The organism is Siphonobacter sp. BAB-5405, from assembly GCF_002872335.1.
Taxonomy (GTDB): domain Bacteria; phylum Bacteroidota; class Bacteroidia; order Cytophagales; family Spirosomataceae; genus Siphonobacter.
In genome coordinates this window covers 1-17,353 of record NZ_NJAG01000010.1, presented here as the reverse complement: position 1 = coordinate 17,353, position 17,353 = coordinate 1, and the positions used below count along the sequence as shown (strand labels likewise).

The 17,353-nt window shown below is 47.1% G+C and carries 13 protein-coding genes; 6 read left to right on the top strand and 7 right to left on the bottom strand.

Going from position 1 to position 17,353, the window contains the following annotated elements:
* Positions 1–8 precede the first annotated feature (8 nt).
* Positions 9–347, top strand: coding sequence for a hypothetical protein (locus BWI97_RS09690; RefSeq protein ID WP_094808675.1), 339 nt, complete (start codon positions 9–11; stop codon positions 345–347).
* 46 nt (positions 348–393) lie between these two features.
* On the opposite strand, the gene BWI97_RS09685 is transcribed toward BWI97_RS09690, so the two are convergent.
* Positions 394–1,944 (bottom strand): DUF5723 family protein, encoded by a 1,551-nt coding sequence (locus tag BWI97_RS09685; protein ID WP_102200872.1) that lies wholly within the window; start codon positions 1,942–1,944, stop codon positions 394–396.
* Between the two features lie 311 nt (positions 1,945–2,255).
* Between BWI97_RS09685 and pfkA the strand changes: the two genes are divergently transcribed.
* Positions 2,256–3,230 (top strand): 6-phosphofructokinase, encoded by a 975-nt coding sequence (gene pfkA, locus BWI97_RS09680; RefSeq protein WP_094808673.1) that lies wholly within the window; start codon positions 2,256–2,258, stop codon positions 3,228–3,230.
* A gap of 66 nt (positions 3,231–3,296) precedes the next feature.
* Here pfkA and BWI97_RS09675 read toward each other — a convergent pair whose 3' ends face one another.
* Positions 3,297–4,058, bottom strand: a complete 762-nt coding sequence (locus tag BWI97_RS09675; RefSeq protein ID WP_102200871.1) for a YdcF family protein — start codon at positions 4,056–4,058, stop codon at positions 3,297–3,299.
* Positions 4,059–4,152: 94 nt separating this feature from the next.
* On the opposite strand from BWI97_RS09675, the gene BWI97_RS09670 reads away from it, so the two are divergent.
* Positions 4,153–5,592 (top strand): redoxin domain-containing protein, encoded by a 1,440-nt coding sequence (locus tag BWI97_RS09670; protein ID WP_102200870.1) that lies wholly within the window; start codon positions 4,153–4,155, stop codon positions 5,590–5,592.
* 36 nt (positions 5,593–5,628) lie between these two features.
* On the opposite strand, the gene BWI97_RS09665 is transcribed toward BWI97_RS09670, so the two are convergent.
* The 3 genes from BWI97_RS09665 to BWI97_RS09655 all read right to left on the bottom strand — a co-directional run bounded on the left by BWI97_RS09665 (position 5,629) and on the right by BWI97_RS09655 (position 8,262).
* A complete protein-coding gene (locus BWI97_RS09665) occupies positions 5,629–6,468 on the bottom strand; it encodes a sugar phosphate isomerase/epimerase (protein WP_102200869.1) in 840 nt (279 codons plus the stop codon).
* Positions 6,469–6,529: 61 nt separating this feature from the next.
* The gene (locus BWI97_RS09660; RefSeq protein ID WP_094808682.1) at positions 6,530–7,435 is read right to left on the bottom strand and encodes a DUF58 domain-containing protein; all 906 of its coding nucleotides are present in this window, start codon (positions 7,433–7,435) and stop codon (positions 6,530–6,532) included.
* Positions 7,436–7,761: 326 nt separating this feature from the next.
* On the bottom strand, positions 7,762–8,262 hold the full coding sequence (locus tag BWI97_RS09655) for a septal ring lytic transglycosylase RlpA family protein (RefSeq protein ID WP_094808669.1): 501 nt from the start codon (positions 8,260–8,262) through the stop codon (positions 7,762–7,764).
* Between the two features lie 471 nt (positions 8,263–8,733).
* On the opposite strand from BWI97_RS09655, the gene BWI97_RS09645 reads away from it, so the two are divergent.
* Together BWI97_RS09645 and ychF are read left to right on the top strand one after the other, a co-directional pair.
* Complete coding sequence (locus tag BWI97_RS09645; protein WP_094808668.1) at positions 8,734–9,054, top strand: DUF3276 family protein; 321 nt, start codon at positions 8,734–8,736, stop codon at positions 9,052–9,054.
* A gap of 213 nt (positions 9,055–9,267) precedes the next feature.
* Positions 9,268–10,371, top strand: coding sequence for a redox-regulated ATPase YchF (gene ychF / locus BWI97_RS09640; protein ID WP_102200867.1), 1,104 nt, complete (start codon positions 9,268–9,270; stop codon positions 10,369–10,371).
* A 76-nt stretch (positions 10,372–10,447) separates the two neighbouring features.
* Here ychF and BWI97_RS09635 read toward each other — a convergent pair whose 3' ends face one another.
* Together BWI97_RS09635 and abc-f are read right to left on the bottom strand one after the other, a co-directional pair.
* A complete protein-coding gene (locus BWI97_RS09635) occupies positions 10,448–11,755 on the bottom strand; it encodes a DUF5103 domain-containing protein (protein ID WP_158242728.1) in 1,308 nt (435 codons plus the stop codon).
* 94 nt (positions 11,756–11,849) lie between these two features.
* Complete coding sequence (gene abc-f, locus BWI97_RS09630) at positions 11,850–13,787, bottom strand: ribosomal protection-like ABC-F family protein (protein WP_094808666.1); 1,938 nt, start codon at positions 13,785–13,787, stop codon at positions 11,850–11,852.
* Between the two features lie 477 nt (positions 13,788–14,264).
* Here abc-f and BWI97_RS09625 point away from each other — a divergent pair, with 477 nt between their 5' ends.
* Positions 14,265–17,309 carry a TonB-dependent receptor gene (locus BWI97_RS09625; RefSeq protein ID WP_102200866.1) on the top strand — a complete coding sequence of 1,015 codons (3,045 nt, stop codon included), beginning with the start codon at positions 14,265–14,267 and terminating at the stop codon, positions 17,307–17,309.
* The last annotated feature ends 44 nt before the right edge of the window (positions 17,310–17,353 follow it).

Sequence of the window (17,353 nt, the reverse complement as noted above, 5' to 3'; positions counted from 1 at the left end):
TTGATTGAATGGTAGTTTTTGGAGTTATCGTTACGGTTATTGGAGCCATTGCCTTTCTCATTGGCTGGACCGTCTTACAGAAACGTCGGAGCTGGATGAAAACCACGGGCCGCACGTTTGGCCAGGTGGAAGACGGCCGGATCGTTTATGAAGTAGCGGGTCAGAGTTATGCTTTACGCATCACCCGCACCAATTTACAGGGACGGTCACTGCCCATCCGCTACGCCCTCGACAAACCCGGCCAGTCCCGCGTTGATGCTCCGCTGGCTACCTGGCTGGCTCCTGGTTTTTTTCTGTTGCTGGGATCGGGCTTGCTGCTGATTGGCATCGGAATGATCAAGAGTTAAACGAAAAACCCCGAACTGCTTAGTCCGGGGTTTTTCGTTTCAGTACTTATTTCTTCTTCAAAAATCCAAATAAGCCTCGCTTTTCCCGTTGCGGATAACATTTCAGATTCGATTCCGGAGCTTTCTGGTAAATAGGAATCTGGGCACCGAAATAAAATTCCACCCCTTTAGGATTACCGATATTGAGGGTGGAAAGCAGATTGTCCGAACCGAAGTAAACAATACCCAGGCGGGCCCCCAGGCCCAGAGCCAGTCGGCTGTAATTATCGGTCAAGGCGACCGGCATGGCCACTTCTACCCATTTTCCTTCGTACCGGGGCGTTACAGCCAGAACCGAGGGCATGGTGAAAGCAGCCCGTTTATTGGAGACAAATCCCTGCATGAGCATGGCATTGACGTATACCTTTTCCTTGACATTGTAATCAATGCTTGCCTGCAAACGGGTGGGCAGAGCGGTACGGTAAGCCGCAATCCGTTCGTTTTCGGAAGGATTGAGGGTTTGATTCAAACCCAACATAAAGCCATCAATTCCCTGCATCCCCGTGAAGTTATCTTCCGCCAGAATGGCATCCCGCCGCTGTAGTTTATACGCTTCCACGTAATTGGGATTCTTGTATAGAATTCGTCCTATGTCCAGTAAGGATACACTGATCCGATACAAGTACTTATTCTTGCTTGCGTCACGATGTACCCCGTATCGATCCCGGTACGAGTACTTCCGAACGTCCGGACGATATTCATAAACCATTCCCAGATCAGCTCCCCAGCCGCTACCCGCCGGAGCGTTTCCCAACAGCCAGACCGGTGAAAAGCTGACGCTTTGGAAAGCCCCTTCATTCGTGATTCCGTACTGAGCATCTACGGACTTAAGACGAACGGCGGCTTCGGTAGCATACGTTGGGTCCTGAACATATTCATAGTCAATATTCCGACCCAGAATATGGCCCTGGTGCAAACCAATGACGCGTTTCACGGTGACACCCACTTTCACAAAATCTTCGTCTTCGTCGTACATCACGCGGGCGTAGCTTCCCGAAAGCTCGACCATACCGTTGGTATTCGCGTACAGATGCGTACCAAAGTCCTCAGGTTCAATGGATCTTCCTATCGTTGTTCCGTTTTTGATTAACTGAGCAACCGATTGAGATGTATGCGTTAGAGCCGCTCCAGCCCGAATACGCGTATTAAACGAAAGAGCATTTTTCTCGTTTAACGTAATTAGTACACCCGGTCCTCGCACTTCACCCCCAGCCCGCAGGTGCTTATCGCGACCGTTGAGCTTTTCTCTTAGGTACTCCTGATCGCGGAAGATGATTCCTTTGCTGGGCCCCCGGTATTTGGAAGAAACCGTATTCGTCAGCATGGCAATCGGCGAATACGGAGCCTCCCAGACCAGGTAGTTGTTATAGAGATAGTTTTCGTAACCGGCTAAGTGAATATGTACTTTGTAACGGGTATCCACGGCCGAGGCCGGGTTGGCGTATACCCCGTGAATGCCTGCGTAGTTGCTGCCCGTCTGCCCTAACAAAAACTGAGCTGAAACGTCAGACGCAGTTCCACCTAAAAGTATGGAAACAATTGTGATTACTCTCTTCATACGGGTTTCCCCAAGGGTCTTCACCCTTCTCCTTTAGTACGATAATGATAAATGTTTATTGGATTTATTTAAGATGGAAGGATACGCCAAATTTTCGAAAAATAACTGATAAAGTGTGCCCCTATGTACGTAAAAACATGGAAAATAAGATTGAATCTTATTAAATTACCATGAACTCTTTGATTTTTGAAGTTCATAAAGCCAATCGATCCAAAGAAGCTGTAAATTTGCATCGAGTTTACGAGGGCCTGCTCAAAAGTTCCGTAATCCCATTTGTAACCAAAATAATCTAACAGGGTTTGACCACAAATATGAAGCGTATTGCAGTGTTTACCTCCGGGGGAGATGCTCCAGGCATGAACGCCTGCATTCGGGCGGTCGTACGGGGTGCCATGTACCACAAAGTTGAAGTATTTGGTATTCGGCGGGGGTACAGCGGCATGATCGAAGGTGATATTTATCCGATGACATCCCGCGATGTCTCTAATATAATTCAACGGGGAGGCACTATTCTGAAGTCCGCCCGTTCGCGTCGCTTTACTACGGCTGAAGGCCGCCAGCAGGCTTACGAGAACCTGAAAGCCTTAGGGATCGAAGGGCTGGTAGCCATCGGTGGAAATGGTACTTTCACCGGAGCTGAGATTTTCTTCAATGAGTTTAAAATTCCAACGGTAGGTGCTCCGGGTACGATTGATAATGATCTGTACGGAACGGATTATACCATTGGGTACGATACGGCCGTAAATACTTCACTCGACGCGATTGACAAAATTCGGGATACGGCTGATTCGCACGACCGCGTATTTTTCATCGAAGTGATGGGCCGCGATTCGGGTTACATCGCCATTCAGTCGGGTATTGGCGGTGGAGCTGAGTTTGTGGTGGTACCGGAAGATCTTTCTGAACCCGTTTCATCCGTCATTAAAACTTTGAAGCAGGGCTTTGTGAAGAAGAAGTCTTCTTCCATCGTAGTCGTTGCAGAAGGAGAAAAAGAAGGCCGGGCTACCGAAATTGCCGAAAAAATCAAGAAAAGTATTGACGTTGAAGTGGACATTCGGGTCACGACCCTTGGGCACATTCAGCGGGGCGGTGTTCCTTCTGCGTACGATCGCATTTTAGCTAGCCGTCTGGGCCTGGGTGCCATTGAAGGTTTGCTCCGTGGTCAGAAAAACGTCATGACGGGTATCGTAAACAATCGTCTGGTGTATACACCCTTTATTGAATGTATTACCAAGGATAAGCCCATCTCCGACGATCTGTTACGCATGGTGCATATTCTTTCTTAGGGTAAGGATGATAGAGTATAGAGCGGAGAATCTTTGTTTTCGACTCTTTACTCTATCATTTTTACCCTAGGAAAGGTACCCCATCACCCAGTATACGACGTAACCTACCATCTCGTGCATCATGCGGTAGGTACACAACAGGTTGTATTCTTTAGGTACCAGAAAGTAATCCCAGGCGGTTTGCCGCTCGGAGGCAAAGAAGTCCGTTGGATAAGGGGTTACCTGTATATTTTCTTTCTGAAAACAGCCGACCGCCCGACGCATATGAAACGCTGAAGTCACCAGCAGTATTTTCGGTTTATTATTACCAAGCATTCGAGCCGTATGCGTAGCATTCTCTCTTGTATTGCGGGACGTTCCTTCCAACATAATATTCGACTGGGGCACTCCTGAAATATGTAGTAACTGAGCCGCTGCTTTGCCTTCTGAAGTAGAATCAGCCTGAGCGGACAATATACCTGATCCTCCCGAGATGAGAATTTTCTTTACTTTTCCTTCTTTGTATAAAAGTAAAGGCTGCAGAATCCGGTCAGCAGAGTTACCAAAAAATACTTTTCCATCTTTATTACCCGTTATTCCGCCGGTCAATATAACGGCGATATCATAGCTTTCATCCGCTTTCAAGGTTACAGGAGCATATTCCCAGGCTAGGGCCAATTCGTTCGTTGTAACATCAGTACTACTTACAAACAGCCAGGCCAGCGTTGTCCAGATAGCCCATTGTTTCCGGCGGGGTGACTTTGAAAAAGCAGCTATCACTAATCCATACACCAGAAAGGTGATGGGCATCAATAGATAAAATAAAATTTTAGAAAGTAAAAAAAACATAGATAGCTGTACTTAAACGTTTGTAAGATGGCGGCCAAAGGTCGGCAACTTTAGGCGTGAAACCTTACCTTTGAATGACAATCTGTATTCTTCTATGCTTCGTTATTGCTTTACCTTTTTACTTAGTTTTTTAGCGTATACCCTGTCGGCTCAAAGCGGCTATAAAATTACGGCCCGTATTCAGGGTTTACGTGATAGCACCTGCTATCTGGCCTACTATACGGGCCTCGGCAGTGGTCAGTTTTTCGTACAGGATACGGCAAAGGCCGATGCTCAGGGCAATGTCATTTTCACCGGTTCCCAAAAACTACCGGAAGGGCTGTACGTCATTTCCATCTCGCAGTGGAAACTGTTTGATTTAATTGTCGATGCCGATCAGGACTTTGAGCTGATTACGGATAAGGAAAGTGTTGCGGCGGGCAATCCGCCCAAGCAAATGAAAGTAGTAGGGTCCATGGAAAATGAACTTTTCTATGCCTTCAACCATCAGATGCAAAGCCGGATTGAACCCTTACAGCAATTGCGGCAAACAGCCCAGTCGGACCCGACCGCAGCGGCCAAAATGAAAGCGATTCAAAAAGAACTGACGGAGTATCGCAAGAAATTCATTCGGGAACACGCGGGATCGTTTACGGCCCAGTTGTTCAAAGCAGCTGCCGAACCGGAAATCCCCGCGGCCCCGCTCCTCCCCAACGGCCGCCCGGATTCTACCTTTGCGTACCGCTATTACAAAAATCACTACTTCGATGGCATTGATCTGAGTGACGAACGGCTCCTGCGGACACCCTTTCTCCAGCAAAAACTAGAGAACTTCTTTGAGAATCTGGTGTATCAGTCCCCCGACTCGTTAAGCAAGGAGGCCGATAAAATCATGAGCCGGGCCAAAGGAACGGAAATGCGTCGGTACCTGGCTTACTGGATGACGAGTCGTTACGAGCAATCGAAAGTGCTGGGCGTAGATGGCTTTTTTGTACACATGGGCGAGAAGTACTACGTGGGCGAACCTGCCCTTTGGGATTCCAGTACGGTAACCAACTTTAAAAACCGGATTGCCATTCTGAAGCCCTTACTGGTCGGAAAAACTATTCCGAACATGTACCAGACCGATACCCTGGGCCGTCCCCTGAATTTACACGACCTGAAGGCCAACTACACAATCGTATTCATTTATTCAGATGATTGCGGACACTGCCGGGATTCCATGCCAAAAATGAAGGCTTTTTATCAGAAGTATAAAAACCGGGGCGTGAAGATTTATGCGACAGATTTACGGCGTGACCCGAAGGAATGGCGAAAATTCATCCAGGAGTACAAGATTCAGGAGTTCACGAACGTCATCGATATCCATAAGGATGCCAAGACAGCCCAGACCGTTCACTATACGGATTACCTGAAAACCTTTGATGCCCAGGCGACGCCAACCATTTACGTACTGGACAAAGACAAAAAAATTATTGCCCGGAAGATTCCCGCCGAGGAACTCGAAAATTACTTTGAGTTTATGCTGAATCAGCAGGCCAAGAAAAAATCCTAAATGAAAAGAGCAACTGTCGTAACAGTTGCTCTTTTTTTATTTCAGCGTTTTCAGATACGCGATTGTCTGGGGCACCTGGGTTTTAATGTTCGGACTTTCGTCTTCTATATAATAATGTTGAATGCTGGTTTTTTTCGCCGCTTTCATAATGGCCGGTAAGGGTAATTGCCCCGTCCCGAGTGCTACGTCGTTTTCGACGGGTGTACCGCCGGATAAATTACCCTGCACCCCTTTGCGTAAATCTTTCAGGTGCATGAGCTTGAAACGCTTGGGGTACTTCTCTAACAATTGTACGGGGTCCTGCCCGGGAAAATACGTCCAGAGAATATCCATTTCGAAGCTTACGTAATTAGGATCCGTTTTCTGAACGATGTAATCAAACAAGGTACCCTTTTCGTACGGCTCAAACTCAAATCCGTGATTATGGTAACAGAAGGTCAGGCCGTGTTCTTCTTTCAGGATTTTGCCTACCCGGTTAAAATTGGCTACGGTTTCTTCCGCCATGGCCAGCGTAAACGGTCCTTCGTGCGGAATCCAGGCGACGCGTACGTATTTGGCTCCCAGGGTCTTGGCGTTCTGGGCCACTTCCGCCGTTTTGTTAAGAAAGTCGGGGTACCCTACCCCAAACGAGGAGCACTGCATGCCCCGTTCGTCCAGCAATTTTCGAATATCCTGAGCCGTACGGCCAAACAGATTGGAAAACTCCATATCCGTAATGCCCAGTGCTTTGATGGTATCCAGCGTAGCGGCTACGTCTCGCTGGAAACTGTGACGATAGGTGTACGAAACCATTCCGGGCTTTTGGGGCGTGGATGGTTTTTGAGCGAAGGCCGAAAAGGCCGTGAGTGCTAAAAGCGGGATTAACTTTCGAATCATGGTTTAGAAAGAAAAAGAACGGATCAGGTATAAAGACGACAGAACAGCCCCTTGTCCCTGGCTAACGCATTTTGGAGCGTTTCACCAAATACGCTGATAAAATCGGATCAAAACCTTTAGAAATGTCTGCTTCAATAAAATCAATCTTGTACTGATTGCATTTCATCCGCAGATCGTAATAAAATTTCTGGATGGCATTTCGGTAATAGTCCCGTACCTGCCCCGGCTGCACCCGAACCCGCTCGCCCGTTTCGAGGTCAATGAATTCGTACGGCCGTTCTTCAAAGGCAAATTCTTCTTCCGTCTGGCGATCGCTGACGTGAAAGAGCAATACCTCGTGCCGATTGTGCTTCAAATGCTGCAGAGCCGAAAAGAGCTTATCCGAATTTTCAATGTCGTCGAACATATCACTGAAAATAACGACCAGCGAGCGGCGGTGAACCTGCTCGGCAATCTGGTGAATCACTTCCGCCACGGAAGATTTGCGGTTGGGTTTGGGCTGCTGGAGTAGTTGTTGTAATTGCAGAAAAATCTTGTGGATGTGTGAGGCCGTCGACCGAGTTGGCAATTGCACTTCTACGCCTTCCGAAAAAGTGGTTAAGGAAACGGCATCCCGCTGTTTTTGGAGCAGGTACGCCAGTGCCGCCGCCGCCAGAATACTAAAGGTAATTTTCCCGTTCGTTTTTTCGGGATAATACATGGAAGAAGACGTATCGAGTAACAGATGACAGCGAAGGTTCGTCTCTTCTTCGTATTGTTTGGTATATAGACGGTCGGTTTTGCCGTATACTTTCCAATCTACGTGCCGGGTACTTTCACCGGTATTGTACAGGCGATGTTCAGCAAATTCAACCGAGAAGCCGTGAAAAGGCGATTTATGCAAACCCGTGATGAAGCCTTCCACCATTTGTCGGGCCAAAAATTCAATATTTCCGTATTCTCGGGCTTTGGTAAGATCCAGGGCCATGCGGTACGAGTGATTAAGGTTTAGGAGATTCGTAATCAGATCCGGCAAGCTATTGTTACTTACAAGGGATAGCTTTCATTTCCCAAGTGATTTTCAACCTTGGCCAGTAACTATTCTTATAACCTTAAATGAATAACGGAAAAAGCGGGTAATGTTTAGGGAGAGCAGCTAAAAACTTTTAAGTATGGGCAAAAAAAGAACCGCAACCTCCGGAAAGCTTTTAGAGACTGAACCAGTTATCTCTATCCACTGAACGAAGCTTGCGGTTAAGAAAAGCTGCCGCTGAAACATGTAATGGTACACTCTTTGTTGTACCTCCCTAAAATCTACTCTAGTGCTGCCATGTCCGCCCTGGCGGTAATCGTGGCGTTATCTTCGAGAAGATATTTGTTGGGTCGGAGTAAAACGATACCGTTTGTACCCACTACCCTAAGGTTTACTTGTGCGACGCCGGCTTGAGTCATACCCAATTTTTTTGCGGCATCAAAGGAAAGATCTATATCGCGATTCTTTCCGAATGGCCCACGATCAATTACTCTGACGATGGTTTTACGGCCATTTTTGAGATTAGTCACTTCCACCATTGAACCAAATGGTAAGGTTTTGTGTGCACACGTACCATTTTTTAAACGTTCGCCGCTGGCGGTGATTCTACCAAAGTACTGTTTACCGTAGTAAGTAGCCCGACCCCGATATTCTTTCCCCAGTGGTTTTTTGACTGGAGGGTATTTCTTGTAATACACCGAATAATGAGCCTGAGCAATACAGGGCAATATACTTAAGTTCAGTAACATTGCTGTTACCGCTCTACGTGTCCATATATTCATAGGCAGTTCGTTTTGTGGTTCAAAGAACTAACGTTATGCTTCAGCAGCGGCGGGAGCACTTCGGGCGAATTGCCTTGAACTGAGTAGAGTTCAGCTACAAACGTACGACAAATTTCTGAGACTGGTACTATTTTCCACGTTTTAGGCAAAAGATTGTTCAGAAAGTTATATAAATTCCACAGGTTGAAAATTGACATCCACTTATTTTTTATTATATTGGGCGGTACAAAAAAGTACTAAATCTTCTGCCGATTTAATACTGGGTAGAAGAATAAACTGAAACCTGTTCAAAAGGTTTTTGATCATTCTTTTTAACCTTCTGACTAAAAAAGCTGCCCTTTCCTGCTGCCAGACTCTAACCATAGATTATACGGTTTGTATAAATACCTACCTTATTTTCTACGATTTTTTTGCGACCAAACGCTTTCTTTCTATTTTTACCAGCGACTCAAACCATAAACTTCCAAAATTGTGGCTGAAAAAGAACGAGAAGAACTCTACTCGAAACGTGTAAAGGCTGGGAAGCGGACTTACTTCTTCGACGTGAAATCCACCCGTGCCAACGATTACTACATCACCATTACTGAAAGTCGTCGTTACCCCCAGGGAGATGGATTTGCGTACGAAAAACACAAAATGTTCCTGTACAAGGAAGATTTTGACAAGTTTGTAGACGCTCTCAAAAACGCCGTAGATCACGTCAAGACGGAGTTGATGCCGGAATTCGATTTCACGCAGTTTGCTGCTCGTGAAGAAGACGACGAGTACCGCAGCGACCTGAAATGGGATTAACCACAATCTGTTTGCTATGATTAACTGATACCCCTAACAGTTTTATCTGATTGTGAAGAACTTAAGAAAGCCTTTGCTTTGGCGAAGGCTTTTTTCGTTTATATAGTCGTACCTTTGCGGAAGAGAAGGTTCAGCAACGCCGGGAATAGTGGTGTAGCGGCCTTCCTACGCGTGTATCATCACTGAGTTTATAAATCAATATATTCCTTACCCATGGGTTTGCAATGTGGAATCGTGGGCTTGCCGAACGTCGGAAAGTCTACGTTATTTAGTGCGATATCGAGTGCCAAGGCCGAGGCGGCCAACTATCCGTTCTGTACCATCGAACCCAACGTAGGCGTAGTGGAAGTACCCGACGAACGCCTCCGTACGCTCGAACAACTGGTTAACCCGCAGAAAGTAATTCCTACAATCATTGAATTCGTAGATATTGCTGGTTTAGTGAAAGGAGCCAGTCAGGGAGCCGGTCTGGGTAATAAATTCCTGGCTAACATCCGCGAGGTAGACGCCATCATTCACGTGATTCGCTGCTTCGATGATGATAATATTGTTCACGTCGAAGGACGCGTTAATCCGGTATCGGACAAGGAAATCATCGATTACGAATTGCAGTTGAAAGATCTGGAGGCCGTAGACCGGAAACTGCAACGTATTGAGAAAGCTGCCCGTGCCAGCGGTGACGCGAAGGCAAAGGCCGAAGTTGAAATTCTTTACCGCTTTAAGAAAACGCTGGAGCAGGGTAAATCAGCCCGTACGGTTGAGGTATCGGAAGAAGAGAAATCAGCCGTAGCCGATCTGCACCTGCTGACGATCAAGCCCGTCATCTACGTAGCTAACGTGGATGAAGCCAGCCTGAGTCAGGGTACGAACGAGTGGGTTGAGCAACTGAAAACGGCCGTGGCCGAAGAGAACGCCCAGGTGATCGTCATCTGTGCGGCTATCGAAGCTCAGATTGCCGAAATCGAAGATCTCGACGAACGTCAGATGTTTCTGGAAGAATATGGATTAAAAGAGTCTGGTCTGAGCCAGCTTATTCAGGCATCTTACGGGCTGCTAAATCTGATCACCTACTTTACGGCGGGTGTGAAGGAAGTACGGGCCTGGACGATCCAGCGGGGCTGGAAAGCTCCGCAGGCAGCCGGAGTCATTCACTCGGATTTTGAACGCGGTTTCATCCGGGCAGAAGTAATCAAACTGGCCGATTACGATCATTATAAGTCAGAAGCGGCTATCAAAGATGCTGGTAAAATGGCGGTCGAAGGAAAAGAATATGTAGTACAGGATGGTGACATTATGCACTTCCGTTTCAACGTGTAGCTTTTCACCGATTCAGTATTTACTAAAAGAGGGAGCTTCGTGAAGCTCCCTCTTTTTATAAGTAACAAGTTTTCTTTTAATTATGAATCACCTGATAGCCAATCAGCTGATCGGCCCGACTGCCGGGTGAGCGGTGGTAAACGAAGATTTCGTACGTGTTCTGCGTCATGGAATGCGTCCCTTCAATGGGTACTTCATTCGCTTTATTTCCATCAGGCACGGCGTACATGTAGTTGTAAACGCCTTGTTTCAACAAAATCGTAGCCTGATATGCCTGTGCCGAAGGTTCGTAGTGCATCTGATTGTCTTTCGAAAGTTCGAAAAAATTAAATCCTCCCACCACGTACGGTATCTTCCCATCTTCCCGCTCGGCTGAACGCAGGGTAAACGTGACGGGGAAATAATCCGGATCGCCAAAGTCATCCCGTGTGGAAACGGCAAATAGTCCGTCGAGATCATTTTGCTGCAAATACGACTTTCCGGCCTGTCCATCGTCCGGAAAGAGAAACGCCGCATTGAAATTGGGATTGAAATCCAGTCGGGCTACGTTGATGCCCTTCACCTGCCGGCTCCGAATGTCAAACACCCGAAACTCATTGCTTCCCGGAAACAGGTTTTCATTATTGAAGAACCGGTACTCCAGTGTGCGGTCAAACTCCTGAACCATATACGGCTTCAATCCCACCACGGTACGATCCCAGCGGTAGTTCTGACGAATCACAATATACACGTCCTGCTTGGGATTCAGAATGGGATAATTCCCATACTTCAGGGCAAAATCAACCTGCTGATGCGTATTGCGACGCGGAATATCCTGCGAAAAACTGACGCGTCCCCCAACACTTACCTTCTGATCGAACGCCATGAATCGCCGCGTGAATACAACATCACTTTCCCGCCGACCCTTGTATACTACCAATACGTAATTCCCACTCACTTTTACCCGGGGCAAATCCAGCCAGAAATGAGCGTAACCTACTTTGGTACCCTGGGCTACTCTGACGTCGTAGATTGGAAATTCATTGAAATCGGGTAAAAACTCGACGTCGTTCAGGGCCGAAGGCTGCCAGTTGGCATTGCAATGCAAAATCTTGGCCCGAAACTGTGGTTGATCCTTGCCCAGCCAGTCAAATTCCAGCCGCATGGTTCCTCCCTGATTCAGGTCCAGTACGGGTGGTTGCAGCACGTCGTTGCTAACTACAGCACCCGTAGCAAAGAGCAAGGGCGTTTTGACGGAGGCATCGTAGATAAAATCTTCGTAGCGGAGCGGTCCTTCCCGCCGACTATTTTCCAGGGCCTGGGCAATCAATTGGTTTACCAGAAAAATAAGGCCGATTGCCAGTACAAATGAGGTTAGCACTTTCATAAAGGATTTTCGCTTCATAAGGATATAAAAAACGCTGAGGACTCGCATTTTAGTGGATCAAAGTATCTCCGCTAAAACCCGAATCCTCAGCATTTCTTATGAATATGCAGGATTATGCCAGCTTTTCCAGGGATTCTACTTCCATCATCGCCGACTCCCAGGCGTCGTTAGCTTGCGATAGCTGCTGTTTCACCCGGTCGTATGCTTTCTGAACCTCATTGAACTTAACCGTATTTTGATAAATATCCGGATCAGCCAACTGAGCTTCGGTATCCGCTTTCTGCTTTTCAAGCTTACTAACCTGACTTTCCAGCTCTTCCACTTGCTGCTGTAACTTTTTGAGTTTTTGCTGGGACTGTTTCCGCTCCGTATCCGATACCGTCGGTTGCGGTTTCGCCACCTTTACTTCGACTGGCTTTTCGGTACGGGCGGCACCCGACTCTTTGCGGATGGCCTCGCGTTCCTGCTGCCAGAGTACATACTCATCGTAGGTACCAGGGTATTCCTTGATCTGCTCGTCTTCGATGTACCAGATTTTATTGGCTACTTCCGACACGAAATACCGGTCGTGCGAGACAATCACGTAGGTTCCTTCGTACTGTTGCAGGGCTTGGATCAGAATATTCACTGAGATCATGTCCAGGTGGTTGGTCGGCTCATCCAGAAGCAGGAAGTTAGCTTCCGAAAGTAGCATTTTCGCTAAGGCTACCCGCGATTTTTCACCCCCTGACAATACTTTAATTTTCTTGAATACGTCGTCGCTGGAAAACAGAAAACAACCCAGAATGCCCCGTAACTGAGCTTCCGTTTTGTCCGTACCCATTTCCCGTAATTCGTCGATGAGCGTATTCTCGATGTTCAACGCTTCCAGCTGGTGCTGAGCGTAGAAAGCGAAAGCCACGTTATGACCGATCTGCCGTTTTCCTTCAATGGATTCCGTACCGGCGATGATCCGCAGCAGCGTCGATTTTCCTTTACCGTTGGCCCCGATCAGAGCGACTTTATCACCCCGCCCCAGGTACGCGTCCGTATGAGTAAGAATACGTTTTTCACCGTACGCCTTCGAAACATCTTCGAGCTGGAAGATATTTTTCCCGGGCTGAGTAGCCAGCGTAAATTTGAAGTTTACCCGAGCGGTATCGTCGATAACCTCATCCACGAAATCCAGTTTTTCCAGCGATTTCACGCGGCTTTGTACCTGACGAGCTTTACTGGCTTTGGCTTTAAAGCGTTCGATGAAGCGTTCGGTCTGGCGAATTTTGGCCTGCTGGTTTTCGTACGCTCCCCGCTGGATTTCGTTTCGCAGTGTTTTTTCTTCGATATAAAACGAATAGTTACCGGGGTAATAATTGAGCTTCCCTCCCGATACCTCTACAATGATATTGACGCAATTGTCGAGGAAATAGCGGTCGTGCGAGACAATCATGACCGCTCCCTCGTAGTTACGCACGTAATTTTCCACCCATTCGATACTGGGTAAGTCCAAGTGGTTGGTGGGTTCATCCAACAGCAGTAAGCTGGGTTTTTGCAAAAGCAGTTTTGCCAGCATTACCCGCATCCGCCAGCCCCCGGAGAAGCGTTGGAGCGGCACCTGTAACTCTTCGGTTTTGAAGCCCAGACCTTCGAGGATTTCTTCAGCTTTGGCCTGAATCGTATACCCATCCAGAGCTTCGAACTCTTCCTGATACTTAGCCAGCTTATCGACGAGCTCATCCCGGTAATTCGTCTCCATTTCGTGGAGCACTTCGTCGATCTTTTTCTGGAGCACCATTTCCCGCTCGAAGGCCTGCATAGCTACGTTCAGAATTGACTCACTCGATTCGTAGCTTAACAAATCCTGGTTGAGAAAGCCAATGGAACAATCGCCGGATTTGGAAATGGTCCCCCCGTCGGGCGTATACTCACCTACGACGAGCCGCAAGAGCGTGGATTTACCCGTACCATTGGCCCCGATCAGTCCGATGCGATCTTTGGGTTTAATATGAAGAGAGGCCTCGTCGTATAATGCCCGACTGCCGAAGTAGAAACTTAAGTTATTGATGGAAAGCATAGAAATAAGAAAGATAGCGAAAATTCTGCTCCGCCACGAGTCCGGTTCAAAAGTACGAACCTTCCGCCAGAAGTCAGCATTTTCATTAGGCTTCCTTCTGGATTTCGTCCCAGGCAGAAGCGTAATTTTTCATTCAGAGAGGTAAGTTAGTCACTGAATTAATTTTTCAGGAAAGGCGTTAGGATTTGCGAAACTTACATCTTAGAATCGTACAAGAAAAGTTTGCTGCTTAAGTATATTTATCTACCTCCCGTATCCACCCTCCAAAATATAACTATTACAATAATTATCATTTTTGAAAATCATTGCATTATCCAAATAAAATATTTAATTTTTAATTATAAATAGAAGATTTTAGTAGTACTGTAAAGAAGTTATCCTTCATTATTCTAAAATTTATATCTGTATACAAACTCAGGCTTTTTTTGAATTTGTTTATACTTTTGTAAGAATTTTCAATTCTAATTCTTAACCATAATGAGAAGACTGTTACATCTATGTTTCCTGGTCGGAGCACTGTTGAGCGGCTATAGTACAATTGCCCAGGACAGAGTCGTGACGGGAAAAGTCACCTCCTCAGAAGACGGAACCCCTTTAGTTGGCGTAAGCGTTCAGGCCAAAGGAACCAGCCGCGGCGTTAACACCGACGCCACGGGTACGTACCGGCTTTCCGTCCCGGATAATTCTACTTTGGTTTTCAGTTTTATCGGCATGATTACCCAGGAAATTGCCGTGGGTAACCAGACCCAGATTGATGTACAGCTGGGCTCCAATAGCCGCGAACTTACCGAAGTCGTAGTAACGGGTTTCGGCTCGCAGATCAAGCGAGACGTGACGGGAAATATTGCCAAGGTTGATTCTAAAAAACTTGAAAATATCCCGAACCCCTCTTTTGAAGCGGCCCTGCAGGGAAATGCAGCCGGTGTACAAATCACCCAGGGTAATGGTAAGTTAGGACAGGGTATTTCGGTACGTGTTCGGGGTACTTCATCGATTTCTGCCTCGAGCCAGCCTTTGTACGTAGTTGATGGGGTGCCCATTAACACGCAAAACCTTTCGAATAATACGGCTCCTACCAACCCCATTGCCGATTTGAACCCGCAGGATATTGAGTCCCTGGAAATTCTCAAGGATGCTTCGGCTGGAGCCATTTACGGAGCTCGTGCCGCGAATGGCGTGGTACTGATTACGACCAAACGCGGAAAAGCAGGTAAGACGAACGTTAACGTAGGTTTCCAATACGGCTCCAGTAAGCCGACTAACCTTCGTGATTACATGACCGCCCAAGAATGGTTGTCTTATTTTAGAGTAGCTGCGGCGAACACAAACTCGACTACCTCGCTCACTAACATTATCAATCGTTCAGTTGCCGGGACGCGTCCTGATTCAACTACCTATGATTGGCAAAAAGCTGCTTTTCAGGATGCTCCCTTCAGTCAAACGGATTTGAACATTTCCGGGGGTAATGAAAAGACGAAATTCTACATCTCGGGTCAATACCTGGATCAGAAAGGGATTCTTATTAAAAACTCCCTGGAACGTTATACCGGTCGGGTTAATCTGGATCATAAGGCCAACAACTGGCTTTCGATCGGAATGAATATGAGCTTGGCCCGTACCCTGCAGAACCGCGTTTCTAACGATAACGCGTTCTCCACACCCATGCAGGCCGTAGCGATTCCGCCCATTACTCCCTTGATTGATCCCCGAACTGGATTGACTTCAGGTACACCTCCCGGAGTTTCGGCTAACTTCCCTATTTACTATAACCCCTTCGTTTCTGCTAAATATTCGGATTACAAGACGTTAGTTTTCCGTAATATCAGCAATGTATACGGTCAGGTAGATTTCACCAAATGGCTTAGTTTCCGCTCTGAATTAGGGGTTGATCTGTTAAACCAGAACGAAAACACCTATTACGGTACGCAAACGGTTCGTAACGTATCGGGTGCCGCCAATGGTTTGGGTGAAAGTCGTTACTCGCAGGTCATGAACTATAACACCAATAACTACTTTAGCTTCAACAAAGCAATTGGCGACGTTCATTCCATCACGGCTACGCTTGGTATGTCGTATCAGGAAACCCGGATTGACGAGAACTTTGTGGAAGGACAGCAGTTCCCCTCGGATGCATACCGGTTTATTGCTTCGGCTGCCGACATCACCGGAGGTTCTTCGACGCGTAGCCGGTTTGCGTTTCTTTCCTATTTCCTGCGTGCCAACTATAAATTTGCTGACAAATACTTAGTAGGCTTAAGCGGTCGGGTAGACGGATCAAGCCGGTTTGGTAACGATTCCAAATACGGTTTCTTCCCTGCTGTTTCTGGCGGATGGATTCTTAGTGAAGAGAAGTTTTTGCAGGAGGCAAAAGTGTTAAGCTTCCTGAAGCTGAGAGCTAGCTACGGTTTAACCGGTAATGCTGAAATCACCAACTTCCCTGCCTTGGGCCTCTGGTCTTCTTCGGGTTACGCGGGTGTAGCTGGTCAGTCGCCGAGTCAGTTGCGGAACCAGGATTTGAAATGGGAAACGACTACCCAAACGGATATTGGCCTTGATTACGGAATCCTGAATAACCGGATCAATGGAGAGATTGATTACTACGTTAAAAATACGAATGACTTGTTACTTTCCGTGAACGTTCCCGGAACGGCAGGATTTACGACTCAGCTGAGAAACATCGGAAAGATGCAGAACAAAGGCTTCGAATTTACTTTGAATAGCCAAAACCTGATCGGAGCCTTTAAATGGAGCACCAGCCTAAACGTTTCAAACAACAAAAACCGGGTAGTCGAAATTGATAAGACTCCTTCGGGCGAGCCTGTCCCCATCACAGGTGGTTTTGATCAGGTTAACCGAGCGTATCCTGGTCAGCCCCTGGGTGCTTTCTACATGATTGAATACGCGGGTGTAGACAAAACGAATGGAGATGCCCTGTACTACCGAAATGATACGGAAGGCGACCGTACGACAACCAATGATCCTGACGAGGCTCAGCGGGTGTTCATGGGAAGCCCCCTACCCACATGGTTTGGAGGGATCACCAACACTTTCTCCTACGCTGGTTTCGACCTGAGCATCCTGTTTAATGGGCAGTTTGGTAATAAAGTGTATATGGCCGGTGGTAAGTTTGAAAGAGCTTCTGGTGACTATTTCGACAATCACCTGGCTTCTGAACTGGATTACTGGACTCCCGAAAACCCCAATGCCTCAACGCCGGAACCCCGGTTGGGTGGATCGAATGGTACCGCGGTCTCCAGTCGCTATTTGTCGGATGCCTCTTACGTTCGTTTACGTAATATCTCTTTCGGTTATACGATTCCTAAACCTGTACTGAACCGTTTAAAGGTAGATCGACTCCGCGTGTACTTCCTGGCCCAAAACCTACTGACCTTTACCAAGTACACGGGCTGGGATCCTGAAGTTAGTACCGATGCTGTTTCAGGAAACATTGCAGCAGGACAGGATTTCTATTCAGCACCACAAGCCAAGACGCTTACGGTTGGTTTACAAATTGGATTCTAATGCTGTGGAAGGAATATTTAACATTCAATTCAATGAAAAAACAT